General features: G+C 42.9%; 21 protein-coding genes. 17 read left to right on the top strand and 4 right to left on the bottom strand.

Going from position 1 to position 15,421, the window contains the following annotated elements; all coding sequences use genetic code 11:
- Positions 1 to 1,128: 1,128 nt before the first annotated feature.
- Positions 1,129 to 1,347, top strand: a complete 219-nt coding sequence (locus ANME2D_RS13180) for a type II toxin-antitoxin system HicB family antitoxin (RefSeq protein WP_048092582.1) — start codon at positions 1,129 to 1,131, stop codon at positions 1,345 to 1,347.
- Entirely contained in the window at positions 1,347 to 1,568 is a 222-nt protein-coding gene (locus ANME2D_RS13175) for a type II toxin-antitoxin system HicA family toxin (RefSeq protein WP_048092580.1), read from the top strand. Before ANME2D_RS13180 ends, ANME2D_RS13175 begins: the two co-directional genes overlap by 1 nt.
- A gap of 414 nt (positions 1,569 to 1,982) precedes the next feature.
- Here the strand turns inward: ANME2D_RS13175 and ANME2D_RS18490 are convergent, their stop codons facing one another.
- Complete coding sequence (locus ANME2D_RS18490) at positions 1,983 to 2,126, bottom strand: hypothetical protein (protein WP_198527434.1); 144 nt, start codon at positions 2,124 to 2,126, stop codon at positions 1,983 to 1,985.
- 279 nt (positions 2,127 to 2,405) lie between these two features.
- On the opposite strand from ANME2D_RS18490, the gene ANME2D_RS13170 reads away from it, so the two are divergent.
- Complete coding sequence (locus tag ANME2D_RS13170; RefSeq protein ID WP_048092578.1) at positions 2,406 to 2,600, top strand: type II toxin-antitoxin system HicA family toxin; 195 nt, start codon at positions 2,406 to 2,408, stop codon at positions 2,598 to 2,600.
- A 2-nt stretch (positions 2,601 to 2,602) separates the two neighbouring features.
- Positions 2,603 to 2,842 carry a type II toxin-antitoxin system HicB family antitoxin gene (locus ANME2D_RS13165; RefSeq protein WP_048092575.1) on the top strand — a complete coding sequence of 80 codons (240 nt, stop codon included), beginning with the start codon at positions 2,603 to 2,605 and terminating at the stop codon, positions 2,840 to 2,842.
- A gap of 261 nt (positions 2,843 to 3,103) precedes the next feature.
- Here the strand turns inward: ANME2D_RS13165 and ANME2D_RS13160 are convergent, their stop codons facing one another.
- A complete protein-coding gene (locus ANME2D_RS13160) occupies positions 3,104 to 4,270 on the bottom strand; it encodes a hypothetical protein (protein WP_157834125.1) in 1,167 nt (388 codons plus the stop codon).
- A gap of 48 nt (positions 4,271 to 4,318) precedes the next feature.
- Positions 4,319 to 5,980, bottom strand: coding sequence for a thermosome subunit beta (thsB, locus tag ANME2D_RS13155; RefSeq protein ID WP_048092569.1), 1,662 nt, complete (start codon positions 5,978 to 5,980; stop codon positions 4,319 to 4,321).
- 275 nt (positions 5,981 to 6,255) lie between these two features.
- Here thsB and ANME2D_RS13150 point away from each other — a divergent pair, with 275 nt between their 5' ends.
- The 11 genes from ANME2D_RS13150 (at position 6,256) to ANME2D_RS13105 (ending at position 13,094) form a co-directional block, all read left to right on the top strand.
- Positions 6,256 to 6,930, top strand: a complete 675-nt coding sequence (locus ANME2D_RS13150; protein ID WP_052368928.1) for an RNase P subunit p30 family protein — start codon at positions 6,256 to 6,258, stop codon at positions 6,928 to 6,930.
- A complete protein-coding gene (locus ANME2D_RS13145; RefSeq protein WP_048092567.1) occupies positions 6,927 to 7,328 on the top strand; it encodes an Rpp14/Pop5 family protein in 402 nt (133 codons plus the stop codon). Before ANME2D_RS13150 ends, ANME2D_RS13145 begins: the two co-directional genes overlap by 4 nt.
- A 118-nt stretch (positions 7,329 to 7,446) precedes the next feature.
- On the top strand, positions 7,447 to 8,220 hold the full coding sequence (gene psmA / locus ANME2D_RS13140) for an archaeal proteasome endopeptidase complex subunit alpha (RefSeq protein WP_048092565.1): 774 nt from the start codon (positions 7,447 to 7,449) through the stop codon (positions 8,218 to 8,220).
- Positions 8,221 to 8,226: 6 nt separating this feature from the next.
- The gene (locus ANME2D_RS13135; RefSeq protein ID WP_048092563.1) at positions 8,227 to 8,922 is read left to right on the top strand and encodes a ribosome assembly factor SBDS; all 696 of its coding nucleotides are present in this window, start codon (positions 8,227 to 8,229) and stop codon (positions 8,920 to 8,922) included.
- Positions 8,923 to 8,926: 4 nt separating this feature from the next.
- Positions 8,927 to 9,724, top strand: a complete 798-nt coding sequence (rrp4, locus tag ANME2D_RS13130) for an exosome complex RNA-binding protein Rrp4 (RefSeq protein WP_048092561.1) — start codon at positions 8,927 to 8,929, stop codon at positions 9,722 to 9,724.
- 52 nt (positions 9,725 to 9,776) lie between these two features.
- Positions 9,777 to 10,511: an exosome complex exonuclease Rrp41 gene (gene rrp41, locus ANME2D_RS13125; RefSeq protein ID WP_048092559.1), complete on the top strand. Its 735-nt coding sequence runs from the start codon at positions 9,777 to 9,779 to the stop codon at positions 10,509 to 10,511.
- Entirely contained in the window at positions 10,498 to 11,286 is a 789-nt protein-coding gene (gene rrp42, locus ANME2D_RS13120) for an exosome complex protein Rrp42 (RefSeq protein ID WP_198527433.1), read from the top strand. Before rrp41 ends, rrp42 begins: the two co-directional genes overlap by 14 nt.
- Before the next feature lie 2 nt (positions 11,287 to 11,288).
- A complete protein-coding gene (locus tag ANME2D_RS13115; RefSeq protein WP_048092557.1) occupies positions 11,289 to 11,573 on the top strand; it encodes a 50S ribosomal protein L37ae in 285 nt (94 codons plus the stop codon).
- A 24-nt stretch (positions 11,574 to 11,597) separates the two neighbouring features.
- Positions 11,598 to 11,735: a DNA-directed RNA polymerase subunit P gene (locus ANME2D_RS17505; protein ID WP_081810286.1), complete on the top strand. Its 138-nt coding sequence runs from the start codon at positions 11,598 to 11,600 to the stop codon at positions 11,733 to 11,735.
- On the top strand, positions 11,732 to 12,160 hold the full coding sequence (locus tag ANME2D_RS13110) for a Brix domain-containing protein (RefSeq protein WP_081810285.1): 429 nt from the start codon (positions 11,732 to 11,734) through the stop codon (positions 12,158 to 12,160). The genes ANME2D_RS17505 and ANME2D_RS13110 overlap by 4 nt, the downstream gene beginning before the upstream one ends.
- On the top strand, positions 12,153 to 13,094 hold the full coding sequence (locus tag ANME2D_RS13105; RefSeq protein ID WP_048092553.1) for a Vms1/Ankzf1 family peptidyl-tRNA hydrolase: 942 nt from the start codon (positions 12,153 to 12,155) through the stop codon (positions 13,092 to 13,094). Before ANME2D_RS13110 ends, ANME2D_RS13105 begins: the two co-directional genes overlap by 8 nt.
- 147 nt (positions 13,095 to 13,241) lie before the next feature.
- On the opposite strand, the gene ANME2D_RS19095 is transcribed toward ANME2D_RS13105, so the two are convergent.
- A complete protein-coding gene (locus tag ANME2D_RS19095; protein ID WP_157834174.1) occupies positions 13,242 to 13,439 on the bottom strand; it encodes a DUF2193 family protein in 198 nt (65 codons plus the stop codon).
- A gap of 489 nt (positions 13,440 to 13,928) precedes the next feature.
- Here ANME2D_RS19095 and ANME2D_RS13100 point away from each other — a divergent pair, with 489 nt between their 5' ends.
- Together ANME2D_RS13100 and ANME2D_RS13095 are read left to right on the top strand one after the other, a co-directional pair.
- The gene (locus tag ANME2D_RS13100) at positions 13,929 to 14,912 is read left to right on the top strand and encodes an EVE domain-containing protein (protein ID WP_157834124.1); all 984 of its coding nucleotides are present in this window, start codon (positions 13,929 to 13,931) and stop codon (positions 14,910 to 14,912) included.
- A gap of 186 nt (positions 14,913 to 15,098) precedes the next feature.
- Positions 15,099 to 15,281, top strand: coding sequence for a hypothetical protein (locus tag ANME2D_RS13095; protein ID WP_048092549.1), 183 nt, complete (start codon positions 15,099 to 15,101; stop codon positions 15,279 to 15,281).
- The last annotated feature ends 140 nt before the right edge of the window (positions 15,282 to 15,421 follow it).

Raw genomic sequence — 15,421 nt, 5'->3', positions numbered from 1 at the left:
CATTTTAACTTCTCCATGACATCCTTATCTTAGCAAATTGTCTAAATTGGATTTTTAGATGTCTTCACATTGTCCCAGGAGCTTTGCACCTCTGCATTACTGCAAAAGCACATCCCGGTAAGATTACCCCAGATGGAAGGGGTAGCTCGTTGGCAATTCATAGCATAGCTTTCTTGTCGCACCGAACTGGTACGAACTCATCAGCCCGAGTTCGTATCGAGTTTGTACCAGTTCGTTGTTATATTAGCTCAACCACATCTGAGTCTAAGATGCTATATAGTTGAACTTTTTCATACCAGGTACAGAGAACACAGAGGCTACAATAAGGATTTCTTAACTATGTTTATCGTGATAACGTCTCTTTGCGTCTTACTTATATGAGATCATACACGTAACATTATCTGGTGCAGGTGACTTCGAAGGAAATGGCAAGCCAGGTGGGTAAGGCTTGCAGCGTACCTTTATAGTCGCCCCACATTGAAGCCCTGCGCCGACTTTTAAAGATTTGAAGATCATCTCTGGGTTCCTTGTTGCTATCATGGCTCGGTTGGGCAGGGCTGGGAAGTGGTTGAAAAATACATTTCTACCCAGAACTTTACTAGCGGCGAAAAAGCTTAATAGGCAAAAAACGCTAACAAGCCCTGTACCCTTAAACAGTAGTTGGCAAAGTAGAAATACTCTATTTATTGTTATAATTTGCTTGTATATATAGTAACTAACCGTGAATTATAGCCATTATAGGAGGCTCAAATATCCGCAGTCTTCTGAAATATTCTGTGGATTGATTAGATTAAACACCGCAAAGTTAGCCATGAACTGTTGTTCATAAATGAACATGAAAAAGTATCGGTAACGGACTTTTTCATACCAGAGCGCAAAGAACACAAAGAGTAGCCGCAAATTCCTTTGCGAACTTTGCGTCCTTTGCGGTGAGTTTACTATATGCTGCAACTGATCACGCAAACTAAAGCTAAACTTTGAGGCTAATTACTTTAACTACAAAAAAGACTTTATCAGTTTTAAAATGTTTGAAAATGATCCTATATTTACGTACATTGCCAACTACTGTTCAAGTTAAAATATCAACAAGCATAAGGAATTTAAACATAAACTTTAATAAAGAATGGTATGCGTTTTAAAGTCGTCCTAGAAAAAGACGAAGAAGTTGGAGGCTATGTCGTTAGCTGTCCAAGCCTTCCTGGCTGTTTTTCACAGGGGGAAACAGTAGAAGAGGCTCTGGAAAACATCAAAGAAGCTATACAGGCATGCCTTGAATCCCTTGCTGAAGATGAAATTAAGTCGTATTTGACAAAGCCCTCAACTCAAGTAATTGATGTGGTTGCCTGATGCCCAAACTCCCAATAATTTCAGGAATTGAAGCCATCAAGGCATTTTCCAAGGTCGGCTGGATTCCTCATCGCCAGGTAGGTAGTCATGTGGTTCTAAGGAAAGAAGGATCTAAGGTAACGTTATCTGTTCCAAAGCATAAGGAATTAAAACCAGGATTGTTAAGGCACTTGATTAAAGCTGCCGGGCTTACTGTGGAAGAATTTGAAAAGTTGTTGTGATAGATAATTCTGCGCCTGAAAAGAAACATAAAGAACAGGAAACCATCAGAAGATGCAAAAGTATCGAGCATGGGCAATGATGCATCGAAATTTATTTCGGTGTCCGTTACTGGCGTGCCTCAAAACATAAGAGAGAAGGTATGACAAATAAGACATCAGAAAATAATAACAAAATGTCTCTGGGGTTGAAATCCCACCATTCGAGTCTGCTCTCGAATGAAGAGAACGGGAAGTGCGATGCTGTGAAGCATGGTGCGGAGTTCCAAGTATCGTAAACCACAGCCCTGAACAGCAAGTGAACCAGAAGTGGCCTTATCGTGATGTGACGTCCCCAGTCACGACGGAAACTTGAGCAGAGTAGTGAGCGATGGGGTGATCATGGCAGGGATGGCGGCGAGTGACCGCTTGTAGGCTTTAATCTTTAAATAGCTCTCGTTTTTTGAATCTTTTCCAATAACATTCTTCGATGAATTCCCCCAAAGGTCCCTTCCATGGTTCTGATTTGTTAGGTGCTAAACTTCCAAACTTCTTTGGATTCATCCCAAGTTCTTTAGCCATTGCTATTTGATCAGAATTGAGTCTATCTTGCAAAGGGAAAAGCCAGACGAAAGCTGCATACGGGAAATCCGTCCGTGCAGTTTGATGAGGAGGCGGAGGTTGAAAGACCTCCTCTTTACTCTACCTCTCCGCGCTCGGATTCATGCTCCTGACTGGCGATGGAAAGCCAGAACTCCACATGAAAAGCTAAAATTCAGGTGCGAATAGGAAAGAATATAAAAAGCATAAAATTATAAAGTACATCGAGTTATGGTTAAATATACATAAATACAGATTACAATGAAAATACGTGAAATCATAAAATTGCTAAAAGCCGACGGTTGGTATCTTGTTACTACAAAAGGCAGTCATCAACAATATAAGCATCCAACCAAACCAGGCAGAGTAACAATCGCAGGTCATCCAAGTGATGATTTGTCGGCAGGAACATTAAACAGTATATTAAAGCAAGCTCAATTGAAGAAGGTGAAGTGAAAATGTATCGGTTCCTTGTAGTGATCGAAAAGGTAAATAATAACTATTCAGCATATTCGCCGGATTTACCGGGATGCGTGGCTACAGGCGCCACTCGCGAAGAAGCTGAAAAGAATATGTATGAAGCTATTGAAATGCATATAAAGGGATTATTGGAGGATAAATTACCTATTCCAGAATCAAAATCATTTGCAGAATATGTTGCTGTTGCTGAAAAATCAAATATGGAGCAGACGGCTTAACGACAAGCTGCTTACTCCAAACATTTGTTTCTCTATTGAATTTCTGCGCCTGAATTAAAACACTGAAATAGTGTAAACCAACAACGGAATAAACCATCGAGCATGTGCGTTGATGCCTCCGACCTCGGTCGGGAGTAGTGACTGGCGTGCCTCGAAACATAAAACAGCAAGTGAACCAGAAGTGGCCTTATCGTGATGTGACGTCCCCGGTCACGACGGAAACTTGAGCATAGTAGTGAGCGATGGGGTGATTATGGTAGTTTATTCTTCTATTTCCATCATATCAGAAACAATCTCTTCAAGCTCTTTTTTCCTCTTCTTACTCGATGACTCCACTTTCCCGTCAGCTTCAACCACAGACACCATGATATCAAACCTCTCTGCTGCTGCAGCATCAGCAGATGACATTATCGGATTATCAGCGCATGGCGGAGTCCATGGATTTGTCATGAACTCCATCTCCTGAAGAGTCGGAGTATATGAGTGAATGACCTCAAGTTTTCCATCCTTTTCATGCTTGTATGCACGGTAAAGAGACCTGTTCTGCCTGAAGCCCACATATATCTCAAGGAGCGTGACGCCGATGAGGGAATTGGTATGTTTTCCCACAACAAGGTCGCTTATGATATTCTCACCTTCATCCGTGTGAAGTACAATAAAACCGCTCTCTTTATTCTCGTTGTTTGAGATTTCGATCATCATTATCAAGCAATCAACCAGGGACATATCCATTGTGGGGATTATCCTGTCAAAATCCTTGATCGTCCTTGAGATCTGATCCTCTGAATAATCTGCCACACCATCGCGCTTTAAGATATCAGTGATCTTTGCTCCCTGAATGCCCAGCAGGTTTGATTCTATCCCGTACTTCTTCTCTTTTTCAATTAAGGTAGAAAGCCGCTCTTTTGCATCAAGGTGGCGTGCAAGTCTCCTTTTTATGAGTTCCTCATCACTGGCTGTAAGTTCAATTGCTTTTGGTACCGCGCCTAATTTCTGGGTCAATAACGATATCTGCTTGATTAACTCAGGCTCTCCAAGCTCCATCACATCGAATATGCTCTCGACCAGCAATTTAACCTGGTCGTAGATCGAAACATCGACAAATACAGGCTCATCGCCTTCAAAGATCGGAAGCTTTCTCTTTTCGTAGAGCTCCCCTTTCATTCTTTCAACAAAATCTTTCCTGATAAGTACCACAGGCTGGGCTGAACGCGCCCTCCCTTCAAACATAGCTCCAGTATTCTCTGAGAGCATCTGGATAGCCAGGGTTGTTTTTCCACCTCCCTGCGGCCCGGTAAATATTAAAATGGGGTATTTTTCCAGTTCTTCTGAGAGAATCCTGACTGATTCTTCTTTTGTGTGCGTAGAGGTATCAAGAATATCCATCAATAGAACCCTGAGCAGAATCCACGTATGCCCTCCGGGCATACGTGTGGCCTTTCAATGGCGCAACTATAGGCTTTATCCATTTTCTGTTTATTCCATTCCTTCCATTCCGCCCATTCCACCCATTCCGCCCATGCCTCCCGGTCCTCCTGGCGGCATTCCTCCAGGTGCGGACTTACTTGATAGCACATCATCGATCCTCAGGATCATGGTCGCTGCCTCAGTAGCAGAATCTATTGCCTGCATCTTAACCCTGAGAGGCTCAACCACGCCCTCCTCCAGCATGTCCACGACCTGACCTTTGAACACATTAAGCCCTGCCGTCTTATTGCCTCTCTCATGCTGGCTTCTCATATCAACAAGCATATTGATAGTATCAAGACCTGCATTCTCAGCAAGAGATCTCGGTATGATCTCAAGCGCCTCAGCGAACTTGCCCACTGCAAGCTGCTCCCTGCCTGTCAACGTTGCTGAATACTCCCTCAATCTCAGTGCCAGTTCGATCTCAGGCGAACCTCCACCTGCAACAAGCTTTCCATCCTCTATCGTAACCCCGACGACACGCAGTGCATCATGCAGTGCCCGCTCTGCCTCATCCACCACATGCTCAGTTCCGCCGCGGAGGATGATCGAGACCGCCTTGGGATTATGGCATTCTGTGACGTACGTCATTGCCTCCTCGCCTATCTTTTTCTCCTCAACCAGTCCTGCCTTTCCGAGATCCGATTCATTGATCTCCTTCAGGCTTGTGAGTATCTTGGCACCCGTTGCGCGTGCAAGCTTCTCCATATCGCTCTTCTTGACACGCCGTGCAGCATAGATACCTGCCTTTGCAAGGTAGTGCTGTGCAATATCATCGATTCCTTTCTGCACAAACACGATATTTGCACCGCTTGCGACGATCTTGTTGACCATGTCGTGCAGCATCTGCTCCTCCTGGTCAAGGAACAACTGGAGCTGATCGGGTGATTTTATTGATATCTCAGCATCCACTTCTGTCTTTTTGATCTCAAGGGCTTCATTGAGAAGGAGGATCTTTGCGTCCTTTACTCTCTTTGGCATGTTTGTATGAACCCGCTCTTTATCTATTACCATGCCTTCTATCAATTGTGATCCTTCCACGCTTCCGCCCACTTTCTTCTCGACTTTGATGTCATCAACATCAACAGTGTTCTTACCGTTCTCGGTATTTACGACGGCCAGTACTGCACTCACAGCAAGGCTGGCAAAAGCCTCTTTGGATGACTCAGCTCCTTTTCCTGTTATTGCAGTTGAGGCTATTTTAACCAGTAAATCCCTGTTATCCGGGCGCACGTCCATTGCAAGGGTCGCAAGGATCTCTTTTGCTTTTATTGATGCAAGCCTGTATCCGTTTGCGATTACGGTTGGATGCACGTTCTGGTCCAGAAGTTCCTCTGCGTTCTTGAGGAGTTCACCTGCAAGAACTGCTGCTGTTGTTGTTCCGTCCCCGACCTCGTCGTCCTGGGTCTTTGAGACCTCGACTATCATCTTGGCTGCAGGGTGCTCGATGTCCATTTCCTTAAGAATGGTGGCACCGTCGTTTGTGATTACGATGTCCCCGAGTGAATCTACAAGCATCTTGTCCATGCCTCTTGGTCCAAGGGTTGTTCTTACTGCGGCCGCGACTGCTTTTGCAGCCATGATATTGTTGCTCTGTGCTTCTCTACCTCTTGTTCTCTGACTGCCTTCTCTTAAAATCAGGATAGGCTGTCCTGCTAATTGTCCTGCCATAAATAACCTCCGTTAAAATCTTATTGTTTGATTTTATCTGATTTTTAATAGTATGTACAAACTCCAGGCTTGTACGAGGAGTTCTCATTGTTTGTAATTCTATATAAAAATTTCGGGACGGGTGAATTGGCGGGTGGTCTCAGGGTAAGCACAAAATATATGTTTTTAAAACATATTAATATCTGGTGGAACGGTATAACATACTAACAAAAAATAAGACTATAAAAGCAGTACGACAATACCTATAAAATATACCTCAACAATTAAGCCAGAGAATGTCACTGTTTGATACCAGGTTCTATGATTTTGATGTCCATCTGGTTTCCGAAAGCCCTGATTCAATCACCAGATTTGCATTACAGGCGAAAAGATATGGGTATTCCGGGATCGCCATAGCCAACTCAAAGATAGATGAACTGGATATGGGCAATATACCAGAGGATTTTTCAATATATGGTGCAGTTGAGATATCATCCAAACCCTCAAGACTCAGGGATGAGATTAAAAAATACAGAGGGAGCAAAGATATATTGATCGTTAAAGGTGAGAACGAGGAGATCAATCGGGCGGCTGTAGAAACAGCAGGGCTTGATATCCTTTTGCAACCAGTGAGATTCAATCATATCATTGCAAGAATGGCAGGTGATAACTCTATAGTCATTGGTTTTAACACAGGCTCTATTATTCACATGAGAGGAGAAGCACGTATCAGGGAGTTGAGGATAATGAGAACAAACCTGAAGTATGCACGAAAGTATGATTTAAAGATGATCCTGACGGGTAGTCCTTATTCACATTACGACCTTCGCTCACCAAGAGAGATGGCAGCGCTTGCAAGCCTCTTTGGTATGACCGAAAAAGAGGCTGCTGAGGCCATGAGCGCAGTTCCTCTCTGGATTCTGGGACGAAAAAGCCCTGAGTATATACAGGAGGGCATTGAGATAGTATGAGTTCTCTTCCCACCTTACGAGAAAAAAAACGATACATCGCATTTGAGGTTACATCTGAGAAAACAATAACCAGGTCTGAGCTATCAAGGGAGATCATGGACTCGATATGCTCGCTCTTTGGCGATACGGGGGGCAGCGAGATCAATGCAGGGCTTCTATCCTACGATGGGAGATACGGGATTATTCGCTGCGCAAAGGAGAAAACTATGGAAACAAGAGCAGCGCTTGCCTGCATAACTAAAATTAGAGGGATCCGGGTCTCAATTCTGGTGCTCGGGATATCAGGCACTATTAAAGGAGCAATGGAAAAGTTTATACAGAAGCTGCTCAATAAAGAGTCTCGAAAGAGAGAAGAGAGTAGAGAATTAACAAACATGAACAGCATATTGGCGGAGTAAAATCAATCATATAAAAACGAAATTGATATATTCCCAGAGACCCTCTTAATGTGAGAATAAAAATTGTTAGAACACAAATATATAGGAATTACATTTTTGATATCCAGGAGATGATATAATGCAAATGGCACCACAGATGGGATATGACAGGGCGATAACAGTATTCAGCCCTGATGGAAGGTTGTTTCAGGTAGAGTATGCACGAGAGGCAGTAAAACGGGGAACAACAGCAGTAGGAGTGAAAGCAACAGATGGAGTGGCTCTATTAGTGGACAAGCGGGTTACAAGCAAACTCCTTGAAGCAGAATCTATAGAGAAGATATTCCAGATAGATGACCATATAGGGGCAGCAACATCGGGGTTAGTCGCTGATGCAAGGGCGCTGATCGACCGTGCCCGTGTTGAAGCCCAGATTAACAAGGTTACATATGATGAGCCAATAGGTGTCGAGGTACTGTCCAAGAAAATATGCGACTTTAAACAGACATATACACAGTACGGCGGCGTAAGACCGTTCGGAACCGCGCTTCTTATAGCAGGGGTTGATGACAGCAGGGCGCGGCTGTTTGAGACCGACCCAAGTGGAGCATTACTTGAGTACAAAGCCACAGGTATAGGCTCAGGAAGGACAGAAACGATGGAAGTCTTCGAGAAAAAATATACTGATGATATTAAATTAGAAGATGCTATTATCCTCGGACTTGATGCCCTTCACAGTACCTCAGAGGGTGTATTCAATGCTTCAACCATCGAGATCGGAGTGATCGATCTTGCGACCAAAAAATTCAGAAAACTCGAAAATGATGAAGTCGAGAAATATGTTGATAGGGTTATAAAGATGCATGCCTCAGAAGCAAAGGGAAAAGGGAAGGAGAAGAAAAAAGAAGAGTGAATCGGTATGGTCACCCTCGATGAGTCCATAATCGCACGGCTTAAGACCCACGGCAAGACGTTTGAGGTTTTTGTAGATCCTGATGGAGCACTGGCTCTTAGAAGAGGCGACCCTGTAAAAGTTGAGAATATATTGGCAGTTGAAGATGTGTTCTCTGATGCAAAGAGCGGGGATAGGCCGGCTGAGCAGGATACCATCAATGCATTCGGAACTACAGATGCAATTAAGATTGCAGAAAAGATCATCCGTGAAGGTGATCTTCAACTTACTACAGAGCAGAAAAAGAAAATACAGGAGGATAAGAAGAAGCAGGTAATCACGGTTATTGCCCAGAATGCCATAAATCCTCAGACAAAAGCTCCGCATCCTCCTGCCAGAATAGAAGCAGCAATGAACGAGGCTGGTATTCATATCGATCCCATGAAGAGCGTGGATGAGCTGGTTAATATCACAATGAAGGCAATAAGGCCGATTATCCCGATACGCTTTGAGGAGGTAAAGATCGCAATCAAGCTTCCGCCTGAATATTCCGCAAAAGCATACGGCAGTGTTGCAAAGTTCGGGAACCTGATAAAGCAGGAATGGCAGAACGATGGCTCATGGATAGGGGTTATTTCAATACCCGCAGGGATGCAGGATGAGCTATACAGTCTATTAAATCAGCTCACAAAAGGCTCTGCAGAAACAAAGTTCTTAAAGTGATAAAATGGATAAAACATTAGTTATTCCAGGTGATTTTCTGTCCGATGATGCAAAACTGGCAGATGAGGGCACGTATGTTGAGAACGGGAAGGTATTCTCATCCGTATTCGGTATAGCATCATTTAAAAACCGTATCCGGGTCGCTCCACTATCCGGTAAATATATACCAAAACCGGGCGACCTGATAGTCGGTGTTATAAAAGAGATCACTTTTTCTAACTGGATCGTAGATATCAGGTCGCCTTATGAGGGACTGCTGCATATATCAGAATATCCTAAAAGGATCGAGAGTCAGGACATGCCCAGATACCTCAATATCGGCGATTCTATCCTGACCCTTGTTAAGGATGTTGACGCGAATATGAAGGTGGAACTCACCCTGAGTGACCAGAGGCTAAGACCTATAAAAGAAGGGCGTGTCATCGAGGTAACACCTTCTAAAGTTCCAAGGTTTATAGGCCGTGGCGGTTCTATGATAGCGATGCTGAAAAACGAGACTGGCTGCAGTATCTTTATCGGGCAGAATGGCAGGATCTGGATAACAGGAAAGGATAAAGGCATGGACCTGGCAGCCAGGGCTATTCTCAAGATCGAAAGGGAGACACATATATCAGGCCTGACTGATAGAATAACCAGGTTCTTAAAGGAAGAAAAAGGCGAGGGAGAAAAAGAACCAGAGAGAGAAACGAAAGGGGAAGAAGAGAAGATAGAAGAGAGAGAAGGGCCTCAGCCAGTAGAGGGGGAAAAAGCTGAGGAGAGAAAATCAGGAGGAATCCTTGACGAACTCCTTGGGAATGATTAATTGTTATCTTTTTATTAGAGCATAAAGATAAAGGAAGAGAAGAGGAATTTTTATGAATAGACCGGAAAAATTAATTGAAGGTGACATTCGCCTTGATGGCAGAAGACCTGATGAGTTAAGACCCATCAAAATCAAAGTGGGTGCTTTAAACAGGGCAGATGGCTCATGTTACCTTGAACTTGGTGGAAATAAGGTGATGGCCGCTGTTTATGGTCCGAGGGAAGTGCACCCGCGGCATATGGCGAAATCAACCAGTGCAGTGGTACGGTACAGATACAGCATGGCATCATTCTCTGTTGAGGAACGTAAACGCCCTGGACCTGATAGAAGAAGTATTGAGGTATCAAAGGTAAGTCGTGAGGCTCTGGAACCAGTTATATTCGAGGAATATTTTCCCCGCTCGGCTATCGATATTTTTGTAGAGGTGCTTCAGGCTGATGCAGGTACCAGGACAGCAGGGATAAATGCAGCTTCCATAGCCCTGGCTGATGCAGGCATACCGATGAAAAGCCTTGTTTCATCATGCGCTGTCGGTAAAGTAGATGATACACTGGTTCTTGATCTAAATAAAGATGAGGATAACTATGGCCAGGCAGATATGCCTGTTGCAATGACACCTGATGGAAATATTACACTTCTGCAGATGGATGGTCATCTCACCAGGGATGAATTCAGGGAAGCCCTTGAGATGGCCAAGGGAGCATGTACGACAATCTATGAACTTCAGAGGGCTGCCCTTGTTGAGAAGTACTCCTCGCAGATGGAGGGGGGTGATGTCATTGAGTGACGAGGTAATGACAGAACTCCGCAAGGATTATATCTATAATCTTATGGTTAAAGGAGAGCGAGAGGATGGACGGGCATTTGACCAGTACAGGGAAATAACAATCGATACGAATGTTATCGAAAGAGCAGAGGGATCTGCGCGCGTGCAACTGGGGGACACACTTCTAGTTGTTGGTGTAAAAATCCAGCCAGGGGCACCGTTTCCTGATACGCCGGATCAGGGTGTAATCATTACCAACCTTGAACTTATCCCGCTGGCATCACCGGTATTTGAAGCAGGGCCTCCAAGGGAGGACGCTATTGAGCTTGCAAGGGTGGTTGACAGGGGTGTTCGTGAATCAGGAGCCATTGACCTCTCAAAGCTGTGTATAACACCGGGTGAAAAAGTATGGATGGTGTTCATAGATGTGCATGTTCTTGATGATGGTGGAAATATAATGGATGCTGCAGCGCTTGGAGCTATAGCTTCACTTCTGACAGCTAAAGTACCTGCCAAGCGCTTTAACATTGGTGAGGAGGATATGGATGTGCCGATGAGGGATGTGCCTGTATCTATAACTGCGGTTGATATAGGCGGTACAATAATGCTTGATCCATCACTGGATGAAGAGAGTATAGCCGGAACCAAGCTGACTGTTACATCCAATCAGGAAGGAGCAATATCAGCCATGCAGAAAAGCGGTGTGCACCCACTTACTACTGAACAGATATCTTATATAGTGGATATTGCAATTGATAAGGCAAAAGAAATAAGAGAGAAATTTCTGGTGATATAATTATGGCAAAAACTAAGGCAAAAGGAAGAAAAACAAGATCTGCTGGCAGATTCGGCGTCAGGTACGGTACAAAGAGCAGAAAACTCGTGGCTGATATCGAGGAGAAGATGCATGCAGAATACACATGCTCAAGATGTGGAGCTAAAAGAGTTAGAAGAACTGCCACGGGTATATGGACCTGCACCAAGTGCGAAGCCACGTTTACAGGCGGCTCATATGTGCCTCAAACTCCGGCTCATCTGACGGTCATGAGAGCAGTACAGGTTGAGAGATCCAGAGTAAGCTGAGCACTAAATATATAAGGTCAGGTTATGGTATATAAATGTACACGATGCAAGCGGCCGGTTGAGATCGATTATCAATACAGCGGCATCCGCTGCCCCTATTGCGGTCACCGTATCCTTGTTAAGGAAAGGCCGGTGCTTGTAAAACGTGTTAAAGCTGAATGATCATTACCACAGCACGTAAACCCTCTTCAAAGACCCGTACATTTTGCAGGCATTTGAGCAGGTTTACAGGCTGGGAATATATTAACCGTGGAAAGAGCAGCCTGTCAGCATTTGCAGATGAGCCTTTTTTATTGATTGGGGAATCTAAAGGGAATCCGTGGAGCTTCAATTTCTTTATAGACGGCAGATGCATTCTCTCAATCCATGCTAATGTCTCTTTACTTAAAGAGACAAAACCCGGGCAGGAGCCGATAATTGAAGGGAATACTCCTTTAGCTCTTGCTCTTAGTAAAGTGACAGGGCTCAGGATAGGGGGAAGCTCAGAGAGGGTGATCCGTGTTGATGACAGCATCGGATTTCTTGACAGGGACGTACCGTATATCGTATTAAAAGTGCTGGAGAGAAGAGGTGAGGTAATTGTTTGATTTATTTAAGAAGGATAAGATAGAATCCCTGCAGGCAAGAATAACGCAGCTTGAAGAAGAGAACAAAAAACTTCTGCTCCAGCTTGAGAAAAAGAGTGAAAAAACAAAGAGAACAATAGCAACCAAACAGGAAGTTGACCGTGAGTTAAATGAGGCAAGGCAGAGAATCTCTTCGCTTGAGAACGAGGTACAGAGACTTAAAGAAGAATCATCCGGTGAATTGAATTTCCATTTTTCTGAGAGTTTATCCAGGAATAAACTTGAGAATGTTCTTTTTTTACTTGAATCGTTACAATCGAAAACTTCCACTCTGATAACTATTTATCTTGCAAGGGATGATATTCTTAAGAATATTATATCTGATATAGAGGACCAGATCGAAAGCTCTGCGCTGTATCTTATCGAGAAAATAGACTCGCAAACAGGCAAGGTTATTTTTTATGATACAATCGGGATTGTAAAATTAGTGGTTATCCCTGTTTTTCCTGTATCGCACTCAGAGTACTCACTTGATCGGCGCTTTAATATAGAACCATTAAAAAACAGCCTCATAAGCGATAAAGTACTGGTGATCAATGCCCATGCAGGTGAGACATTTATAGGGATACTGGAGCAGGACACTTTCGTGGAGCATGATATAGTACGAAGCAGTGTGATGGGGAAACACTCAAAAGGGGGCTGGAGCCAGAAGCGCTTCCAGAGCCTGGTCGAGGAGGATATCAGGCACCATGCAGATAAGGTAAGGGCAGCGCTTGGCACGATAATTGAGAAGCATAAGGATATACAGTATGTTATTGCGGGCGGGGAGGGCAAATTAATAAGAATGATCCTGGAAGGATACGACTATCCTTTGATAATAAATAATCAACTAATGGATTACCAGCCTGAGAAACTGCTAAAAGAGATCATGTCAGTGAGGATGTATGGGTTGTGACTGATCAGAGCGTGCTGTTCAATCCGGGAGATACGCAGTAATCACATTTCGCTGGTAAGTATCTTGAGGTGGCGCAGTTCTTGCACATCTCCACGGGCGCAAGGGGTCGAATACATACATTATCTCAAGAGTGACGGGCGTCTGCTGTCACTCAAGAAAGGCAGTGTCCAGAGGTGTTATGGTTTTTGTGAGGGAGGCGAGGATATCATAATGGAGCAGCAGGCTTTTCTGGTATAAGTCCATAGCTTCTTTTGATTGCTCCAATGAACACTCAAAGCCTTTGATGACGTTCACATAGGGACGTGAGTGCTCAAGCAGGAAATGCTCGTATCTGTGGGTCTTTATTGCCTATACTGCTGCATTCTGAGCGGATATGGCATTGTCCACGACTTTTTCGATCAAACTATTTTTTTCTGACAAGTTTTAAACCTCTTGATATTGTGCAACAATTTAGATTATTCTGGCCATGATGATGTAATAGTTTTTATTTTATGCCTCAGATGTAGATATTCTGATAATATAGAAAATGGTACAGCCTTTCGATATATTCAAGAACTGTTGGGGCATAAAAGCAGTAAGACCACAGAAATATATATATTCATATAGAGATTTAGGTGAGATAAAAAGTTCACTGGACTTTTTATTAAATCCAGAGGTAAAAAATGAATGAAGTTCAGGCAAATGGTGGTATAGATGACATTAATGCCAGATATTTCAGAGCTTAGTCACACCGCCCAAATTCCTCGCTTCGCTCGGAACTCCAGATACGCTCAGTCGTTAAGCGAAATCGTGAGTAAGATCAAAATTAATTCGAGGTGAAAAATGCTATTTAAGTTGGATACAAAAAACGAGTGCATAGACATTGTTAAAAGAGTGTATCTAAAGGATCTAAATTGGGATGAAAGAAAATTGCAAAAATTATTATTTGAAAACCTTGATAGAGTCATTAGAGAAGAGGAACTATTAGTAATAATGCAATCAAGAAGGTGGCAAGAGGAACCTGATTTAATGGCTATAGATGAGAAGGGATCTCTTTATATTTTTGAGCTAAAAGCATGGGAGACTCAAAGTTCTAATGTGCTACAAGTATTGCGATATGGACAGATTTTTGGCCAGTATGATTATGAACAATTGAATAATTTATTTTCCAATTTCTCGAGGGAAACCCTAATTGAGGCACATAGAAAAAGATTTCCGGACGCGAATATTTGTGAGGGTGATTTTAATAAGAAGCAACATTACATCGTTTTGACAAATGGAATTGATATCAAGACGAGAGAAGCTATATTATACTGGAAGAAACAAGGATTAGAAATCAAAGGATGGATTTATCGAATTTATCAAACAACATCTGGTGAGATCTATTTGGAATTTAACACTTATAAAACAGTAGACGATCCATTTGAAGATATTGAAGAGGGCTATTATATTGTAAATACAAACTATAGTAACAACCCTTTATGCCATAAGGATATGTTGGAAAATAAAAAAGCTGCAGCTTATTATCATCCCTGGAAGAATCACGTAAAAAGATTGCAAAGGGGAGACTATGTTTTTCTTTATCAATCTGGTATCGGTATAGTTGCCAGGGGAACAGTGAAAAGTGATCTTAAGAAATCCCACTACCCTGGTAAACCTAAAGATATAGATGAAGAATATTATGTGGAATTAAAGTCTTTTTCCGAGATCAAAAAGCCACTTACTGCAACTGAAATTAAAACTATTACAAGTATTGATTATAGATTTATGATGACATGTTTTTCTGTAGATAGAGAATCTGGGAATAAAATTTGGAATGAATTAACAAAGAGGATTTGATCGACCTTACTCACGCCCCTGCGCTTGCTTTACAATCTTGCCCTTCGGGTCGGATAACATGCTCATATCTTGCTGCGGCGTTGCGCTCCGACTCAAATACTTGGTCGGGACTTCAGATATGAGCGTATGTTAAGTGAAATCGTGTGGGCAAAGATTTAAGGATAATAAACAAAGAAGTAAATAACCATGTCTCGATGGCGAATTAGTAGAGGTCAGGCTATAGATTTACAGGATTGGGCATTAGAAGAAAGTGGAACAAAAGAATTACTGAGTAAACTGCCTGAACTTCCCAAAAAAGGCAAAATAAAACCTGGACTTTATGTTAGTTATGAGATTGATCCATCAGAGCTTGATGGAGGGATTGATTGAATAGAACATTAATCCCATCACACTCGGTGTCGGAAAGAAAGGAATACAACGTGTCGTTGAATTTTCTTTGCGGGATAAATGAGAAGGAGTTATACTGTGCCATCGCATAAAGAATATCGAAAAGAAAAGGAGATACAAAT

The sequence above is a fragment of the Candidatus Methanoperedens nitratireducens genome (genome assembly GCF_000685155.1).
GTDB classification, from domain to species: domain Archaea; phylum Halobacteriota; class Methanosarcinia; order Methanosarcinales; family Methanoperedenaceae; genus Methanoperedens; species Methanoperedens nitratireducens.
The sequence above is the reverse complement of the archived record's forward strand: the minus strand, read 5'-3'. Positions and strand labels throughout refer to the sequence as shown.